Origin of the sequence: Limnobaculum eriocheiris (assembly GCF_021010575.1) — a bacterium.
In the GTDB taxonomy this organism is placed as follows: domain Bacteria; phylum Pseudomonadota; class Gammaproteobacteria; order Enterobacterales; family Enterobacteriaceae; genus Limnobaculum; species Limnobaculum eriocheiris.
In genome coordinates this window covers 87680-105900 of record NZ_JAJNAG010000007.1, presented here as the reverse complement: position 1 = coordinate 105900, position 18221 = coordinate 87680, and the positions used below count along the sequence as shown (strand labels likewise).

The following is an 18221-nucleotide window of genomic DNA, read 5'->3' as shown; positions in this document are numbered from 1 at the left end:
TTTACTGTTCTTTTTTTAGTTATTCACATCTGCCAGAGACAGGGTTACTGATTTAACTTTTGAGCTAACAGAGCCAGTGCCATCTCGTCTTTAATAACCGGATGCTCCCTGTACCACTGTTCTCGTTCCTGTCGTCGGGTATTCTTGCCATACCAGGTTTTGGTCTGATAATTTTTGGTTTTGTGATAAATCATGCGGCCAAAGTGTTCAGGGAAAATAATGTCGGTGACAATTCGCTTCATCGCTATCGAATGGCCAAATGGCGCTATCCAGTCGTGGATCCATAAACGTTCACCACTGGTCCAGTCCTCTTCCCGGAACATTAAGGCATCTTCAGTAAAGTAGCGGCATTCAGCCTGCTCATTCATCCACGCCCATGACAGAAAAAACACAGGCTGATTACCTTCACTGACTAAAACAAACTGCTGGTTTTTAATAATGGGCAGCAACAGGGTCGGTAGCGTATTCAATGAGGCGGTATTGTGCTGCGGGGAGTGCATCCATAACCAGACCGATGCCCCCAGAACCTCCGCTTCGTTTATCTCACCACCCAGCATCAACGGGGCGGTGATATGAAAGTTTCCGTATTTCATCTCGCGCCGCCTTAATACTGCCAGTTCAGGTTAAAGCCTAACGTTACCGGATCGGTTTTAAAGCCATCCGGTTTTGAGGTAGGAATACCGGCAAACAGGTCATAGCTGGTATTGTAGGCATAACCTCTTAATCCCAGAACTGCACCCGCCAGATGTTTCCCCAGCAGGTACTCACTACCCCGACCACCCACTTCGCCGTAGTCCAACCCGACATAGAGCTCCTGAGACGGTAGCGGCGTTTGCCATGCCAGTTCATTGCGGGTGAACCAACCCCGATCCGCTGACAGGCTCAGTTCACCGTCATAACCTCTCACCGTATAGCGGCCGCCAATGGAGAAGCGGTCCTGTGAAGTCAGGCTGGTGGATGAAGGAAGCTGGCGCTGGTACTGGCTGCGAAAGCTGAATTTCTGTTCAAACAGGCTGAAAGGCACGTCCAGATTGGCGGAAATCTGAGCTATTTTACTCAGGGCCGTTGCCAGACCGGTATACTCTTCCGGTGCAGGCTGGGCACCAAACCAGCGGGTACCCTGCTGATAGCTTATTCCGGCATCCAGAGTGGCGGCGTAAATATAGTGGCGATGCTGTAAACCCAGACGCCAGGCTGAAGTATTGCGGCGCTGAACCTCTACTTCCGTATCATTAATATAGTTACGGGTCGATTTCAGCAGCACATCGTAAGTCAGAGTAGTTTTTTGTGAGGCATCGCGATGCAGCAAACGACTCAGTCCAAAGGTCAGGTTATTGCTGTCACCGCTGTAGTCGTAATTCTCAATCAGGCCCGCTACTTTTTGGTTGTAGCTGTAAGCACTGGTAGTGACATTGAATCCCCAGTAGCCATAAGGCACGGAATAGTGAGCGGTATAGTTATGGCTACCCCGATCATTCTTCCATTGCAGGTCATGACCGCCGGAAATATAGAAAGTATCGCTAAGGGAAAGTGGGTTATCCACATACAGCGTCAATCCCCCCTGATAGCGACCGGTACTGGTGGTGCCGGAATCGTCCAGTGATGCGCCCAGCCGCCAGTGGCGATCCTGTTTCCAACTGATGGCTAAATCGGTTTCTCCCGGCTCGGCGCCCGGCAGCATATTGACATCCGCCTGCGCAGTGGGAACCCGTCGCAGGTTCTCTATTCCCTGTTCAATATCCCGCAGGTTGAGTAAATCCCCTTCAGATACCGGTAGGGTATTAAACGACTGAATATAGCCGCCGCTTTCAGGGGTAAACAGAATATGACTGACTTTACCTTCCAGTATTTGCAGTTTCAACTCACCGCTGTTCACATCCTGCGGTGGCGCTAATACCCGACTGGTGATATAGCCACGATCCACTAACCGATTTTGAATGGCACTCATCAGCAAATTGATGCCGTTGCCACCGATACATTGCCCTTTGGCCTGATCGGCTACCCGCTGTAGCAGCAACCAGTTAGTTAAGTAGTCGCTGCCGCTTAACGTCACCTGATTGATGGTGATGCAGTTCGCTTCCTGTGGGAATTGGGCAATCGCTGAGCTACCGGCAGGCAGTTTTATACGCACATCAGGCTGCTCTGGCGCAAGCTGTTCTTCCAGCGCCTTTTGACGCTCTTGCTGATTGATGATTTGCTGGTTATTAATGCTGTTCAACTCAGGCGCTGAATGGGCATAAAAGGCAAATGGCAGTAGCGCCGCTGGCCCCCAGACACGCAGAAAAATTCGTTTCCGATGAGCGAAACTGAGATTGGTTTTAAAAGGCATACCTTATCCGTGGTAATTTATCCGTTATGAGAAGCCAAATAATAAATGAAGTTAGATAACTTCATTTATTACAATATTACAGCTGGATAGTTACAGTTGGTTATTGTTATGATTTTTTTACTTATAAACTGTTCAATTATACAAGATGTAACCACAGTCTCTCTACCTGTCAAAAATACCAGTTTTTGTATCTTTGCGTTAAGGCTTTAAATTTCACTGAGCTGAGCGGTTGGAGCCCAGTGACATTAGCTAAACGATTAGTCTGTACGACTAAAAAATTAGGCTTTAATAGAGAAGAAACCATTTATACAAACGCCCTACTACTCTGTTCAGCCGATGCCAGTTCAATTAACGCAGCACTTAAAAAGAAAGGTTTTAACAATATAAAAGAACTCATTAAGTGTTCAATGGAGTTCTTCGCTGAAGTCACCATTCCGTTGTCTCAACCAGAGCTGATTATTGCTTACAGCAATGGAAATACTTCACCCTCAGCCGCAAAGATCTTCCTTGATACTTTCGGTCTGGAAGAAACTTTTTATCAACAGGACTCATCACGTTACAAAACCACCTATAGCTTTATCGCCAAAATTGGTGATTTGCATGTACCCGTTGTCGGAATCAGGCATATGTCCCGATTTAAACCAGATATTAATAACATAAGATCTGCATGGGACGTTCAAAAAACAAAGCTACAACAGCTTAATTTGTGATATTTCGTGAGTGCAATTTAAAACTTTAAACCTGTATGATGTTGCCCGTCTTAGGGTGACATTTAAAGCCCCTTATACCTATTTTAAACCGTTACAATCCCCATACCTCGCCCACACCCCCCAAATAAGTTAAAATCGCCGAATACGCACCATTTACTCTTATAACGGCAGCCCCTTTGATTCACATACGTAACCTGAATAAACATTATGCCCACCGGCAAATATTGCGGGATATCAATCTGGATATTGCTCGGGGTGAAATTCATGGGCTTTTAGGCGTCAGTGGCGCGGGCAAGTCGACGCTGTTGCGCTGTATCAACGGTCTTGAGTCATTTGATGATAACGGCAGTTTGGTTATTAATGGCGTAGAGATAAACCAATTACCGGCTCAAAAGCTGCGTGAGTTCAGAAAGAAGATCGGCATGATTTTTCAAGACTTTGCATTGTTACAGAGAAAGACCGTCATTGAGAATGTGATGCTGCCAATGCAGTGCTGGCGACAGGATATGCGGAATATCCCCCAACAAGCCAAAGCATTGCTAAAGCTGGTTGGCATTGAAGATAAAGCCGACTTTCGCCCACAACAGCTATCGGGCGGACAAAAGCAGCGGGTAGCTATCGCCAGAGCACTGGCGCTGGAACCGCAAGTTCTGCTGTGTGATGAAGCAACCTCGGCGCTCGACCCGGTAACCACCAAATCAATACTGGATTTATTAAAAGAAATTAACCAACGGCTAAATATCACTATTGTGATAGTTACTCATCAAATGGAGGTGGTAAAAGCCACCTGCGACAGGCTTTCTATTATTGAGGATGGAGAGCTGATTGCCACCAATAGTGTCGACCAAATTTTTATTGAAAAACCACCGGCCCTGCAAAGGATCACCGGAGATATTGCCATGAGCACTATGCCGGGGCAGGTTGGCTTTAAGATCACATTACCTTCCATTGAGCAGAGCACATCGATTCTGTTAGGCCTGGCCACCGTGGTTAATCAGGCATTTACTATTTTCTATACGCAAACCGACTATTGCAAAACCGGCGCTATCGTTCATTACTACATTACGACTGAACATCAATACCACCAGCAGATTATCGCCTACCTGAATAGTAATTCAGTCACCTTTCAGGAATTAGCCTCACCAATAAGCGCCATGTAGCATAACTAAAAAACTATCAAAGGGTACGCATGTTTCTCGATCTGTCCATGACTCGTCTGTTTGAATATCTGCCCAGAATTATCTGGCCAGCTATAGTCGCAACGTTAAAAATGTTGTCGGCATCCCTGATTATTGGTGCGTTGGTGGGCCTGATTATAGCCATTATTCTGGTGCTCACCAATCCATCCGGCCTGTCACCGAATAAGTTTATCTACCGCTGTTTAAACGGTATTGTGGATGCCATTCGCTCATTTCCCGCCATTATCCTAATTGTTGCTCTCACTCCGCTAACTCGTTTTATCATTGGCACCTCCGTTGGTTGGGTTGCCGCCGTTGTTCCGCTGACGATTGCGGCATTTCCCGCCATTGCCCGCTTAATTGAACATTCACTGTTAGAGGTTGATAAGAATGTCATTTTAGCGGCAAAGTCGTTCGGAGCGAGCAATGGACAGATTATTTTTAAGGTTATGTTTGTTGAAGCCACCCCCTCAATCGTGTCAAATATGACTTTCGCGTCCATTCAACTGTTAGCCAATACCACGCTGGCAGGAGCGGTTGGCGCCGGAGGATTGGGGGCTGTTGCATTAACCTACGGCTATCAAAGATTCGATGATGCCATGATGTATGCCATCGTCTTTATTCTGTCAATCATGGTTCTTGCCCTACAGTTTTTAGGCCGGAGCATTTATCGCAGTCTTAAGTAAGTCACTCACTGTCAGCAGAGGAAAAAATTGAGAAATGATAATTTGTGGTTAAGCGTTATGCTGGATTTAAAACGCTCACCCGTTGGTATACGATTCTTATTTAGTGAACAGGATTATAACGCCTGCCCCACACCTGAAATAAAGGCACCCTTACCTTATTGTGCAGCGGTCAAAAACGCCTCTGCCGGTACCCCCTGTAAATTAAATCTCAAAAACACCGCCTGCCTTTCCGGTGCCCGTGCTTTAGGATTACTAAAACCTCAGGATGATATTGTTGATCCCAATGAGATTATTTCAGGTCAGCGCCATCATAAAATGGGGCTATACGCCGACTATTCCGTCAGCCGCCAAATCGCCAAAGATATGGTTTATTGTACCCATCAGGTCTATGGCATTGAGATTGCGGAACTGGCCTTATATACCGACTATAACCCCGATTTAGTGATTATTATGGCCGATGCCACAAACGCAATGCGGGTTATACAGGGGTACTCCTACCACTTTGGTCAGTTAAAAAATGTGAAAGTCACCGGTAATCAGGCTGTTTGCCAGGAGTGTACCTCTTACCCCTTTGAGATGAATCAGGTCAATCTATCCCTTCTTTGTGCCGGAACTCGCCAGGTGGCGAAATGGGAAGCCGATGAAATGGGAATTGGTATTCCATTTAATCAATTGGATAAGATCGTTGATGGTATTCGCAAAACATCCAACCCGATGGATAGCAATAAAACCAAAAAAGCTATTTTAGATAAAGCCAAAGCGATGGGCGTTGAAGAGCAGGCTGGAATCGAAATGAGCAGTAATTACTATACCGGTGGTTATGGCACGATTGACTATCATAAACGTAAAAAAGCGCAGTCAAATACATAAATTTTTAGGTTCCATTAAGGAAGTAGTATGAAAAAACTATGGGCAGGTCTGTCTTGTTTTTTGATTATATTGGGTTTAACCGCGTGCGATAACGCAGATAAGGCATCCGGGGCTAAATTAAAAATCGCCTGTAACGAAGTCTCTTGCAAAATTATTGAGCCGGGACTGAGCTGGATTGCGAAACATGGACTAAACGTCGAGTTGGTGATGATGGACAATAACGTCAATATTATCAAATCGGTTAACGACGGCAGCGTTGATGCCGGAGTCGGTGTTCACAGCAAGTTTATGGAAAGCTTTAATAAAAAGAATAATGGTAAATTAGTCATGGTTACCCCCTATCCATTTACTACGGGTATTGGCCTCTATTCTGAACGTTATAACTCTTTAGATGCTCTTCCGGAACACGCTAAAATTGCAATTATGAATGATGCCATGAATATGGATCGTGGTTTACGCATGCTGCAAAGCGCAGGGTTGATAGAGCTGAATCAAAAAAATAATGATAGCTACAGCCTGTTAGATATCACCAAAAACCCGAAAAATATTGAATTTATCGATATGGATCAAACCCAAACCGTGCGTTCGCTGCAGGACGTTGATGGTGCGGTTGTTTTCTTTACCCATATGCGTAATGCAAACAAAGATTTCCGTTCATATCTTATTCGTGACAAGAATGCCGACGAGTTCCCAATGGGGTTAGTAGTTCGTCAGGACAATGCCAAACAGCCTTGGGCAGGCACGCTGGCTGAAGCCTTGAGATCGGAAGCGGTTCGACAGGGCATTAAACAAAATTTTGACGGCGTGTTTGAATATTTAGATTAATACGATCATCAGTCAGTTAAGAATGGTGCTGGGTAGTTTTTTACTTCAGCATCATTTTTTATTTCGACGGCCCGCAGGCACTGTAATAATAATTACCCCATTCTCAAACTTTTGCGATCCTCCCCGACATTTCCAAATATCCCCTCCCACCTCCATTGACCCCTTCCCTGTACAACTATACCGTGTGGTGATTACCCGTAATTTTGCGGGTAATTAAAAAAGCGAAACCCCGCAGTGCGCTAACACTAACGGGGTCTCTGACCACAACGTTATTAGGAGTAACATCATGGCTGTCGTGAAGCATACCCAAACTCGCCCCAATTTTATATATCACCCGGGATCCATTTTCAGATCAGGATCGAAAAAACGATCCCCTGTTTCAGCAAGTTACCTGAGAATTTTGGGGTCCCGTCATGCTTAATCTTATCGACTCAACCCCCGGCGATCCGCTGGAGCTGGCAGAACAGTGCCTTGCTCTGGCTACTGCGGTACTCAAAATCAATGAAGCAGCGGTAAAAGAGTCATTGCAGTTTATTCTGCATGAAAAAATGGAATCCCTGTTCCATGCGCTTTATAACGCAGAAGGATCGGTTTAATTGTTCGGCAGGTAAATAGCATCAATTAGAGGAAGAGCCAATCCTTCGGGACCACGTTTTATGTTGTCCCGAAGGGTTTCGCCATTGAATACCGACAGGTCGATTTTCAAATCAGGCTATGACTAAACGCATCAACCGCCAGTATGGCATTAGCCACATCTTCACCGGTTAAATTGGGGTTAAGATTCTTTAAAGTATCGCCATCACTGTTCGCCAACGTGCCTACTTTCACTAAATTATCCCAACTTTCATTTTCAAGATGCAGATCTTTGAGCGTGGTTGGCATTTTAATTGAGCGATAGAAGCGAATATATTTGGCAATTTCCTCATCCGAACGCTGCTCTAACACCATATGGGTCAGGGTACCATAAGCCACCTTTTCACCATGGCTTAAATGGTGAATATCCCCCTGAATGGCGGTAAACCCATTATGGATGGCATGAGCTCCCGCCAGACCAGCGTTTTCAAAACCCAGCCCCGAAAGTAAAGTACAGGCTTCCACCACCGCCTCAACCGCTGGCGTCACTACTTTTTGAGCAACCGACAGATAAGCACTATAGCCATAGGTTAATAAGGTTTTTTCACAGGCTTCCGCAATAGCCATTGCCGCCACCGTAGGATCGCCACCGACCATCGATTTGGCATGAGAACGTTTAACTGCAAGGGCTTCTGCATAAGTCGCTAAACCATCTGCAATACCGGAAGCAAACAGACGAACCGGAGCCTGTACACAAACACCGGTATCCACCAGCACCAAATCCGGATTTTTAGTGTAGAAGCGGTAGCTATCAAATACACCGTCATCGGTATAAATAACCGATAACGCGCTGCAAGGCGCGTCCGTTGATGCCACGGTTGGTACAATAACTACCGGCTGCTTAAGCTCATCGGCAACCGCCTTTACTGTATCAAGGGTTTTTCCACCGCCCAGACCAACGACCAGCCCGGTTCCGGCTTTGCGGGCTAAATCTGTCAGCCGACGAATTTCAGTACCGGAGGACTCACCGTTAAAACGCTCATAATGAAAGGTAATTTTTGCGGAATCTAAAGAGGATTTAACTTCAGTACCAATAAGCCCCCAGACAATATCATCTGCCACTAAAAAGGCGTTCTGTCCAAGCTCCGCAATATAGCTACCCAGCTCTTTCATCACCCCCATACCCTGCACATATTTGCGTGGTGAAGAGAAAACAAATTTACTCATGATTCAGCTCCATTTACATCAATGTATCCCGGCGGCCGGTCATAAGAATTTTATGGCCATAGCCCTGTTATCTGATTGAGAGATTGATACTTTTTGATACTCTCACTATCAGAGTGAAAGTGAACTAAATGAACCAAGCCAGTCCTGTTCAAATTTGTCGATTGCCGCGTCTACCGCTGGTGCCGCAAGGAACTGCTGAACAACATCCAGCGGCAGCGTAATAGCCCCACAGCCAATTAGCATACAGTCGAGCGCCTGACGTGGCGTTTTAAAACTGGCGGCTAATACTTTTGCATGAGGAGCATGAAGCTGCAACAAGGTTTGAAGCTCATTCACCATCTGAATGCCATCCCCCCCCTGAGCGTCTAACCGGTTAACATAAGGCGCAACATAGACCGCACCGGCTAATGCCGCCAACAGCCCCTGCGCTGCGCTGTATACCGCTGTGCCTAAAGTTGGAATACCTAAAACCTTTAACTGTTTAATCGCGGCTAAACCTTCCACTGTAACCGGAACCTTAACCACAATACCGGGAGTATGTGCCGACAGCCGCTGCGCTTCGGCAACCATCTCATCAGCGCTGCGCGCCATCACTTGGGCAAACAGGGTACTGCTTTCTCCCAACACGGCACGTAACTGAGTAAGAACCTCCCATACGGGTACTCCCCCTTTGGCTATGATACTGGGATTGGTTGTTACCCCCTGCACGGGATATATACGTACAAGGCGCTTAACTTCAGCCACATCCGCCGTATCTAAATAAAGCTCCATGTCGATTTCCTCTGTTAAAGATTAAAGTTCAAGTTCGCGAGTTAATAGGGTAACAATCTCGTTTGCCGCTTTGGCATTCATCAGGGATGCCCGGAATTCTTCGTGCATAATGCGTCGGGCCAGACGAGAGAATATACGCATATGCTGATCCCCGGCCGCGTGTTTATTCAGAGTTAGCATAATCACGAACTGTACCTCTTCATCCCCCCATGCCACCGCCTGAGGCAGACGGGCGACGCTGATGGTTGATTGTTCTATATGTTCAGATTTGGTGTGTGGAATAGCGAACCCAAAACCCAGGCTGGTGGCGAATACCGCTTCACGCGCCCATATATCCGCTTCTAATTTGCGAGGATAACGACAGCGCCCGGTTAACAGCAGGTTATCTGTCATTCCTTTAATAACTTCCTCTTTGCTCTGCCAGTCGTTGCAAATAGAGATGCATCCCTCGTTAATCAGCGGGGCATCCTGCTGCGTCATTCTGAATTGCGCCAGCAGATGCTCCACTTCCAGAGAGGTTCGGCAGTTCATCGCCTTATTTAATAGCTGACGGCATGCTTTGGTATCCAACTGTGCCAACCGCGCTTTGGTTGCCGGAATGGAAGGCGCACTCATACTGAGCTCATCCAACCCCATGCCAACTAAAAGAGGCAGAACTGACCCTTTAGCCCCTAATTCGCCGCATAAACCAATCCATTTCCCCTGACGATGTACCATTTGAACTGCATAATCCAGAGCGCGTAAAAACGCCGGATTCAGGCTGTTGTAATGTTTGGTCACTTTAGCGTTATCGCGATCCACCGCTAATAGGTATTGCGTCAGGTCGTTACTTCCAATGCTAAAGAAATCAATCTCTTCACAGCACTGATCAATAATAAACATCACCGAAGGCACTTCCAGCATGATGCCAAGCTGGATCTTTTCATTAAAAGGCACCTGCTCTGAACGCAGTTTTTGTTTCACTTCCGCTAATTGATCTTTGACCCACAGAATCTCTTCCATCGAGGAGATCATGGGAACCATGATTTTTAACGCACCGTGGGCGGACGCCCGCAGAATAGAGCGAAGTTGAGTGTGGAAAAGGGATAAAAACTCCTGATAAATACGTACCGCACGATAGCCAAGGAACGGGTTATTTTCCGCCGGAATCTTCAGATATTCGACGGGTTTATCTCCGCCAATATCCATGGTGCGTACAATAATAGTGCGCCCGTCCGCGTGCTCTAACGCCTGGCAGTATATATTATAAAGTTCTTCTTCCGATGGGGCATGGGAGCGATCCATATACAGCATTTCGGTACGAAACAACCCAACCGCTTCAGCACCGTTGGCAAAAGCCGGAGCGGCTTCCACGGAATGGGCAATGTTGGCGGCAATTTCCAGCCGAATCCCGTCTGCGCTGCACCCCGGTCGATCAAGATAGGCCTGCTGTTGCTCCCTTATACGTTGTTGTACCGCCGCTTCCTGTCGGTAATAACGTTGTACCAGCCCGCTAAGTTCAACCACCACCAGCCCCAAATCGCCATCGATTTGTACCTGCTGTTTAAGATAAGCTGTCAGTTGACTGACATCGACGCCAACCAACGTAGGAATATTAAAGGAGCGGGCCAGAATCACGGTGTGAGAAGTGCTTCCGCCACTGCTTAACAATAACCCTTTAAGCCGTTTTTTATCCAACTCAAGAAACTGGCTGGGGGTTAGCTCATCCGCCATACAAATGCTGTCATGCTCAAGCTGCCCCTGTGATGGAAATCGGGTCGTGCCGTAAATCTGCTGTAACAGCTGAAAACTGACATCGCGCACATCCAGCGCCCGTTCCCGCAGGTAGTCACTGGAAGAATGAGCAAACTGCTGACAAAAATGGTTAGCCCCGTTGATGATGGCTTGCGCACAGCCAATACCCGATGAAATATGCTGATTAATCTCATTATGCAGGGAGACATCAGTAACCAGAGAGCGATGGGCTTCCAGTACCGCAGTGGTTGTCCCACTATTTTCCAGCAGCTGAATATTGATTGATTTCAATAAATTACTCAGCCCTTTTTCCAATAACTGTTGCTCGATTTTAACATTCCCCGCCTCCGGCAGCTCGCCGGGATGGGCGAAATCAAACGCCTTCAGGTGGATCAACGCTCCTTGCGCAATGCCCGGGCTTACCGCGCGGGCACGAATAAGATGCGGATGCAAATTAGTCAGGGAAACCGGTAGTTCCACTACAGTATCAGCCTCAACCTTTGGCAAAGGGGCATCACAATGGGGGAACTCTTGAGTAATAAATGTGGATAAACGGTCGAATGCTGTCTGAGAATCACTCCCCAAAATAGAGATATGGCATTCATCTCCCATCAGGGTATCAGTGCCTATGATGGCTAACGCACTTTTAGCATCACCACGGCGATTGGTACGCAAGTTATGCCATTCAATATGAGCAGAAAACTGATTGCATAATGCTTCGACCAGACTCGCGGGGCGAGCATGTACACCATTCGGCAATTCACAGCAAAACTTCACAATTTGTGGCATCACACCTTCTCCTGAACCAAAGCCTTTATTGGTTAAAGAATAAAAGTATGTCGATAGCGGCGACTATAAGATAAAACTACCAAAAACTGGATAAATGTAGCCTGCTAAGGAAAATGAGACACTGCTCACAAATAGCCTGAAGGTCGGTGATTTCTGAGTTTGGTGAAGAATTTTGAGGCGGATCGCATTTTGAGATGGGACTTACAAAAATCCAGTAAATGGCATTTTTCTCTCCTGTCTGTGCGGTAATGAATTCCTTATTGTGGTGCGAAATCCATACTCAGGTAACCCGTTATGGGGCAGGAGTTCTTAATGAAAGAGCTGGTTCAAATACTTAAGCATACCCGACAGCACTTAATGACCGGTGTATCGCATATGATTCCTTTTGTGGTTTCGGGAGGCGTCCTGCTTGCCGTTTCTATCATGCTATATGGTAAAGGCGCAGTGCCGGATGCCCTCACCGACCCTAATTTAAAAAAGCTATTTGATATTGGTGTTGCTGGCCTGACGCTGATGGTGCCCTTTCTGGCTGCCTATATTGGTTATTCCATCGCGGACCGTTCTGCCCTCGCCCCCTGTGCTATTGGGGCCTGGATAGGTAACTCATATGGCGCGGGCTTTTTTGGGGCCATTATTGCCGGGCTAATCGGTGGCATCATCGTGTTTTACCTCAAGAAAATCCCCGTTCCTAAAATATTACGTTCGGTGATGCCAATCTTTGTTATCCCGGTGATTGGAACCATCTTAACCGCCGGCATTATGATGTGGGGGCTCGGTGAACCGATCGGAATTCTGACCACGGCACTAACCACCTGGCTTCAGGGTATGCAGCAAGGGAGCATTATTGTGCTGGCCATTATTATCGGACTAATGCTGGCCTTTGATATGGGCGGGCCGGTAAACAAAGTAGCTTATGCCTTTATGCTTATCTGCGTTGCTCAGGGAGTGTATACCGTGGTCGCCATTGCCGCCGTAGGTATCGCCACACCGGCCACCGGTATGGGGCTTGCTACCCTGATTGGTCGTAAATACTACACGGCAGAAGAGCGTGAAGCCGGTAAAGCCTCACTCTTAATGGGCTGTGTAGGCGTAACGGAAGGAGCCATTCCTTTTGCTGCCGCAGACCCTCTGCGGGTAATGGTGAGGTATAGTCGGTGGTCAGTACGAACTCATCCGATGCACTGCCGGTGTTACCGGCTACATCGGTCGCTTTAGCAGTAAACTTATGTTCACCTTCGGTCAGCGGGGTGGTTGGTGTAAATGTCCAGGCGCCGTTGCCGTCAGCCAGAACGCTACCCAGCAGCTTGCCGTCATCATAGATACTGATCAGACTGTCTTTTTCTGCGGTTCCTTTCAGCGTCGGATTAGCATCATCAGTGATACTGTGGTTAGCTAAATCCCCGCGCTTATCGCCCACATCGTCATAGACAGAGCTAATCACCGGTTTGGCCGGTGCAATGGTATCTACGGTAAACTCAACCGCCGGTGACGTAGTTGCATTGCCCGCGGCATCGGTTGCCGTGGCGGTAATGCTGTGTTCACCTTCACCCAGCGGTGCACTCGGTGTAAAGCTCCAGCTACCGTCCGGATTTACCGTGGTGGTGCCCAGCACTTTATCACCATATTTGATGGTCACGGTGCTGCCCGGTTTACCTTCACCGGTGATTTCCGGCTGTGCATCATCGGTCACCGTGCCATTTTGCATATTGCCGGTGATGGAACCCTGGTCATCAATGACCGAGCCAATACTGACTTCTACCGGTGAGGTATCGACATTGATCACCACCGGCGCAGTTGGCGCGCTGGTATTGCCTGCCGGATCGGTTACCGTGGTGCTGATTTCATGTGGACCGTCGGTCAGAGGGGTTTCCGGGGTGTAGCTCCAGTTACCTTTATCGTCCACTTTGGCAGTACCAATCACTTCACCGTTATCGATGATATTAACCGTGCTGCCCGGCTCGGCTTTACCATCCAGCGTTGGTGAAGCATCATCGGTCGTGTCACCGCTGTTTACCGGACCGGTTTTATCACCGACGTTATCGGTAATGCTGATATTGGTAGCCGGTGCCGGAGGGGTGGTATCCACCACAATCACAAACTCACCGCTTGGCTGGCTGCTGTTGCCGGCTGCATCGGTGGCAATCACTTTCAGAGTGTGGCTGGCATCGCTCAGTGGTGTGGCTGGCGTAAATTCCCAACGCCCCTTGCTATCAGCGGTAGTACTGCCAATGGCCTTGCCATTATCCAGAATGGTGACCACATCACCCGGTGCGGCAGTACCGTTCAGGGTCGGTGTGCTGTCATCGGTAACATCCCCTTTCTGCAGCGGTCCGGCAATTGGTGCAACGTTATCTATTATGCTGATGATTGATGGCGTTGTACCCACCGGAATAAACACGGAAACATCATAAGACGGAGTGGTTGGTACCGTTTTATTACCGGCGGCATCTTCAGCCACAATCGTCAGCTTATTACTACCTTCCAGTAATGCGCTCGCTGGCGTCATGCTCCACTTGCCATTGGCACCGGTGGTGGCACTGCCAATCAGATGATTGCCTGAAGTGTCTTTGCTGTAAACGTATACAACACTGCCCGCTTCCGCGATACCGCTGATAACCGGCTGGCTGTCGTCAGTAATACCACCTGATGTGATATTTCCAGTAAGGCCACCTACCCGATCTTCTACGCCGGTAATAGCCAAATGCTCAGGATCAACTAATGGTGAGGTATAGTCGGTGGTCAGTACAAACTCATCCGATGCACTGCTGGTGTTACCGGCTGCATCAGTCGCCTTAGCAGTAAATTTGTGTTCACTTTCACTCAACGCAGTAGTTGGAGTAAATTCCCAGGCACCATGGCTATCGGTTTTTACTGAACCCAGTAAAACACCATTATCATAGATAGTGACAATGCTATTTTTCTCAGCGGTTCCTTTTAGCGTAGGGTTAGCATCATCCGTTACGCTACCCGATATTAAATCACCGCGCTTATCGCCTACATCGTCATAGACTGTATTAATTACCGGTTTAGCTGGCGCTACAGTATCAACGTTAATAACAATGGGTGTTGATGGTGCACTGGTATTGCCGGTTGGATCGATGACCGTGGTGCTGATTTCATGTGGACCGTCAATAAACGGCGTTTCAGGAGTGTAGCTCCAGTTACCCTTTTCATCGACCTTAGCAGTGCCAATCACTTCACCGTTATCAATAATATTAACGGTGCTGCCTGATTCAGCCTTGCCATCGATGGTTGGTGACGCATCATCAGTGTTTTCACCGTTGGCTATCGGACCGGTTTTATCGCCTACGTTATCGGTGATAACGATATCAGTCGCTGGTGCGACAGGTGTAGTATCCACCACAATCACTACCGGAGTAGTAGGTTCGCTGGTGTTACCCGCGGGGTCGGTGACTGTGGTGCTGATTTCATGTGGACCGTCGATCAGTGGTGTTTCCGGGGTGTAGCTCCAGTTACCTTTATCGTCCACTTTGGCGGTACCAATCACTTCACCATTATCAATGATATTGACGGTACTTCCTGGTTCAGCCTTACCATCGATAGTTGGTGTAGCGTCATCGGTCTTTTCACCGCTGTTGACCGGACCAGTTTTATCACCCTCATTATCGGTGATAACAATATTGGTTGCTGACGCTGGAGGCGTAATATCAACTACAATCACAATTGGTTTGGAGGGTTCGCTCTCATTGCCGGCTGGATCTTTCTCTTTAACAGCCAGTTCATGTTTGCCTTCATCCAGTGGGGTTTCTGGCGTGAATGTCCAGGTGCCATTGTCATTAACCACGGTAGAACCAATAACTTCACCATTGTCTTCAATAATAATGGTATTACCCGGTTCACCCTTACCGTTCAACTCAGGTTGAGTATCATCCGTGGTGTCACCATCTTTCAATGGGCCAGTAACACTACCGATATTATCTAATATCTGATCGATACCTTGTTGAACAGGTGCAACGGTATCCACAATAAAATTACGAATATCAGATGAATCACTGACGAGGCCTTCGCTATCCGTTTGAATGACAGTGATGCTATGCGCGCCATCAGCCAGTGCGGTTTCTGGTTTGAAGAACCAGCGACCATCTTCATTAACTTCGGTTTGACCAATAACAACGCCATTGTCATAGAGAGTAATTTTACAACCGGCCTGACCGGTGCCGGTGAGTTCAGGATGAGCATCATCCGTTTTATCGCCGTTATGGATAGTGCCGGTAATGCTACCGATTTTATCCATCACGTGTTCAATCGTTGGTATCGCTGGAGCTTGCTTTGGCTCAGGTGTCGGAGCCGGAGGGGTATCATGATCATCATGACCGCGGTTATTGTATGCAATTACAGCACCGGTACCAATAGCAGCGGCACCAAATAACCAGCCAAGAAGACCAAACAACGAATCATTATCGTCATCAGCAGCAGCAAAAATATCGCTTCCCAAACCCAGCGGTTCACCGCCTAATGCAACGGGAGATAACTCACCCTCTGCGATAATATAACCGGTTTCATAACCCTCCCCGGACAAAGGGACATAGCTATATAATTGTCCGTCTTCTGCCATCCCTAACAGGACTGGATTATCTTCACCATTATTAAAATAGTCTTCGATAATAATGCCAGGATTTGTCTCTCCTTCCTGAATGACATGCAGCTCATTACCAACGCGTTTCAAGGTAATATTTTCAGGTGCAAAATCATCATCTACATTTTTTAATACGTATTTATTACCTTTAATAAGCTTTACTTTAACTGCTTTATTTGAGTCAGCAGTTAAAAGGCGAGTACTGCCTTCTCCGCTATTAACTGCTAAAACTATTGCTTTATCCATCATGTGTATAACTCCAAGCATCATGCTATTTGGTAGCATCCTGTCTTCACTTTATCCATCATCGAATTCCTTACAGGAAAACCGTTTCTCGTAAGGGCTACCTTACGTTAACACTAAATATTCACTCAAAATATATGAAGCAAAAGCGTTGAAAAACCATTAATAAAGCGATATAGGAAACACCCGATAAAAACAGAAAAACAGATGGTGCAATCATATGTTTTACCTGTAATTTTTATGGATAAGAATAAATTAGAATATGTTGCCAAGGAATTGACTTAATTTTAGTAAGTAAAAATAAGTATTTCCTGATTTTAAATAGAAATTATGCATCAGTGAGGGATTTATATGTAAGCGGGGGAATAATGTATAAGAAGGTGGGACGAATATGCCAACTAAAGAATATCAGCCGAATAACATCCCTGACAGGATGAGATTAGTATGACTGACTCTTTACATTGGCATTTCGTTGAGATCCAAGACTCTTTTATATGTATACAGCCCGATGATATCAACACTGTACTAACTAATTATGCTGTTGCTCAACAAGACTTTAGCCATTTCTGAATGACAGTTCAGGAAGACGTTTAACACCAATTTTACGTAATATATTCGATTTATGTGCGCTGATGGTCTTTTCACTACGGGATAACTTGACTGAAATTTCTTTATTGGTACTGCCTTTAAGGTACATTTTCAGTATCTCCATTTCACGGCTTGTCAGCCCTGCAGATGAATAATACTCTTCGTTAAATAACATGGAATTATTCACTGAAGACATATTCCATGAATAGCAATATCCTCCATGACTAATGACGTTAATGGCATTCAAAAAGAAGGCTACATCGCTTTCACAATCGATAACACCGCGTACGTTCTCCATTTGATTAAGGTACTGATGCCAGGGCTGTTCGTTCTTTGCCAAAATGAGTAGAGGGAAATTCAATAATCGTGAGATTTTTTTAATATTATGAGTTTGAACAATACTCAATATCTTAGCATCGATAATACCGATATCATAAGATTCACAAAACTCCTCCTTCATCATTTCTTCCATATTTTTCAATATAATAGTTACTTGTGAATAGCTAGTTTCAAGAATTCGAATAATACCTAAACTACCAATGCTTTTATCACCCAGATACAAAACATTCATACGGTCCCCTTCTATTATTATTTCCTATAAGCGTGTTCAAATGCCAATATTTACACATGGTTAACAACCTGTGGAAAGATAAGCAAAAACACTAACCTTTATTATTAAACCAACCTTACGCTATAACCATTTGATATTTTGTTGAAAAATGATGAAAACCAAAGGTATAAAGAAAAAATACATAATGGTTACTCATCAATCTTCTTCCTGACAATAGCAATCCCAGACGTTCCCTCAAATGCTATTGACGGCAAGTTATAGCCTATAATTTATAAATTCAGAGAAAAAATTTCAAACAATATAAAACCCAAAGCGTACCTTCTAAATAAAGCAAAAATAATCACACTAAAAATGTAGATATCAAACGCGTTGTTTTTATCACTTTCAAAACTAAAATGACAGATAAAGAAATAACATTAAGCAGAAATAATAAAGATAATAATGAAAGGAATTATATTGAAGTAAATTTTAACATGTGAAGTTACGAATATCTTATCATTGTAACTTAATATTATTTAATTTACATAGGG

The 18221-nt window shown here is 46.0% G+C and carries 12 protein-coding genes and 2 pseudogenes; 7 read left to right on the top strand and 7 right to left on the bottom strand.

Going from position 1 to position 18221, the window contains the following annotated elements:
* Positions 1 to 44: 44 nt before the first annotated feature.
* Both LPW36_RS05570 and LPW36_RS05565 read right to left on the bottom strand, forming a co-directional pair.
* Entirely contained in the window at positions 45 to 593 is a 549-nt protein-coding gene (locus tag LPW36_RS05570) for a toxin-activating lysine-acyltransferase (RefSeq protein ID WP_230608466.1), read from the bottom strand.
* A gap of 11 nt (positions 594 to 604) precedes the next feature.
* The gene (locus tag LPW36_RS05565; protein ID WP_230608464.1) at positions 605 to 2329 is read right to left on the bottom strand and encodes a ShlB/FhaC/HecB family hemolysin secretion/activation protein; all 1725 of its coding nucleotides are present in this window, start codon (positions 2327 to 2329) and stop codon (positions 605 to 607) included.
* A gap of 239 nt (positions 2330 to 2568) precedes the next feature.
* On the opposite strand from LPW36_RS05565, the gene LPW36_RS05560 reads away from it, so the two are divergent.
* The 6 genes from LPW36_RS05560 (at position 2569) to LPW36_RS05535 (ending at position 7194) form a co-directional block, all read left to right on the top strand.
* Positions 2569 to 3039 carry a hypothetical protein gene (locus LPW36_RS05560; protein WP_230608463.1) on the top strand — a complete coding sequence of 157 codons (471 nt, stop codon included), beginning with the start codon at positions 2569 to 2571 and terminating at the stop codon, positions 3037 to 3039.
* A 176-nt stretch (positions 3040 to 3215) separates the two neighbouring features.
* Positions 3216 to 4199 carry a methionine ABC transporter ATP-binding protein gene (locus tag LPW36_RS05555; protein ID WP_230608461.1) on the top strand — a complete coding sequence of 328 codons (984 nt, stop codon included), beginning with the start codon at positions 3216 to 3218 and terminating at the stop codon, positions 4197 to 4199.
* Positions 4200 to 4228: 29 nt separating this feature from the next.
* A complete protein-coding gene (locus LPW36_RS05550) occupies positions 4229 to 4903 on the top strand; it encodes a methionine ABC transporter permease (RefSeq protein WP_230608459.1) in 675 nt (224 codons plus the stop codon).
* Between the two features lie 27 nt (positions 4904 to 4930).
* Positions 4931 to 5773, top strand: a complete 843-nt coding sequence (locus tag LPW36_RS05545; protein ID WP_230608457.1) for a DUF169 domain-containing protein — start codon at positions 4931 to 4933, stop codon at positions 5771 to 5773.
* Between the two features lie 27 nt (positions 5774 to 5800).
* A complete protein-coding gene (locus LPW36_RS05540; protein WP_230608455.1) occupies positions 5801 to 6598 on the top strand; it encodes a MetQ/NlpA family ABC transporter substrate-binding protein in 798 nt (265 codons plus the stop codon).
* Positions 6599 to 7011: 413 nt separating this feature from the next.
* Positions 7012 to 7194: a hypothetical protein gene (locus LPW36_RS05535; RefSeq protein WP_230608453.1), complete on the top strand. Its 183-nt coding sequence runs from the start codon at positions 7012 to 7014 to the stop codon at positions 7192 to 7194.
* Positions 7195 to 7300: 106 nt separating this feature from the next.
* On the opposite strand, the gene LPW36_RS05530 is transcribed toward LPW36_RS05535, so the two are convergent.
* The 3 genes from LPW36_RS05530 to ptsP form a co-directional block, all read right to left on the bottom strand.
* Positions 7301 to 8398: a glycerol dehydrogenase gene (locus LPW36_RS05530; protein WP_230608451.1), complete on the bottom strand. Its 1098-nt coding sequence runs from the start codon at positions 8396 to 8398 to the stop codon at positions 7301 to 7303.
* Between the two features lie 108 nt (positions 8399 to 8506).
* A complete protein-coding gene (gene fsa / locus LPW36_RS05525) occupies positions 8507 to 9169 on the bottom strand; it encodes a fructose-6-phosphate aldolase (protein ID WP_230608449.1) in 663 nt (220 codons plus the stop codon).
* 21 nt (positions 9170 to 9190) lie between these two features.
* Positions 9191 to 11692, bottom strand: a complete 2502-nt coding sequence (gene ptsP, locus LPW36_RS05520; protein ID WP_230608476.1) for a phosphoenolpyruvate--protein phosphotransferase — start codon at positions 11690 to 11692, stop codon at positions 9191 to 9193.
* A gap of 312 nt (positions 11693 to 12004) precedes the next feature.
* Between ptsP and LPW36_RS05515 the strand changes: the two are divergent.
* Positions 12005 to 12832, top strand: a pseudogene (locus tag LPW36_RS05515) (PTS fructose transporter subunit EIIC); the annotation flags it as partial.
* A gap of 76 nt (positions 12833 to 12908) precedes the next feature.
* On the opposite strand, the pseudogene LPW36_RS05510 reads toward LPW36_RS05515, so the two are convergent.
* A pseudogene (locus LPW36_RS05510) lies at positions 12909 to 15947 on the bottom strand (Ig-like domain-containing protein); the annotation flags it as partial.
* A 1141-nt stretch (positions 15948 to 17088) separates the two neighbouring features.
* The gene (locus tag LPW36_RS05505) at positions 17089 to 17691 is read right to left on the bottom strand and encodes a helix-turn-helix transcriptional regulator (protein WP_230608447.1); all 603 of its coding nucleotides are present in this window, start codon (positions 17689 to 17691) and stop codon (positions 17089 to 17091) included.
* Positions 17692 to 18221 lie beyond the last annotated feature (530 nt).

Coding starts and splice junctions, on each gene's coding strand:
- LPW36_RS05570 (WP_230608466.1), bottom strand. CDS start 593: ATGAAATACGGAAACTTTCATATCACCGCCCCGTTGATGCTGGGTGGT.
- LPW36_RS05565 (WP_230608464.1), bottom strand. CDS start 2,329: ATGCCTTTTAAAACCAATCTCAGTTTCGCTCATCGGAAACGAATTTTT.
- LPW36_RS05550 (WP_230608459.1), top strand. CDS start 4,229: ATGTTTCTCGATCTGTCCATGACTCGTCTGTTTGAATATCTGCCCAGA.
- LPW36_RS05540 (WP_230608455.1), top strand. CDS start 5,801: ATGAAAAAACTATGGGCAGGTCTGTCTTGTTTTTTGATTATATTGGGT.
- LPW36_RS05535 (WP_230608453.1), top strand. CDS start 7,012: ATGCTTAATCTTATCGACTCAACCCCCGGCGATCCGCTGGAGCTGGCA.
- LPW36_RS05530 (WP_230608451.1), bottom strand. CDS start 8,398: ATGAGTAAATTTGTTTTCTCTTCACCACGCAAATATGTGCAGGGTATG.
- fsa (WP_230608449.1), bottom strand. CDS start 9,169: ATGGAGCTTTATTTAGATACGGCGGATGTGGCTGAAGTTAAGCGCCTT.
- ptsP (WP_230608476.1), bottom strand. CDS start 11,692: ATGCCACAAATTGTGAAGTTTTGCTGTGAATTGCCGAATGGTGTACAT.
- LPW36_RS05505 (WP_230608447.1), bottom strand. CDS start 17,691: ATGAATGTTTTGTATCTGGGTGATAAAAGCATTGGTAGTTTAGGTATT.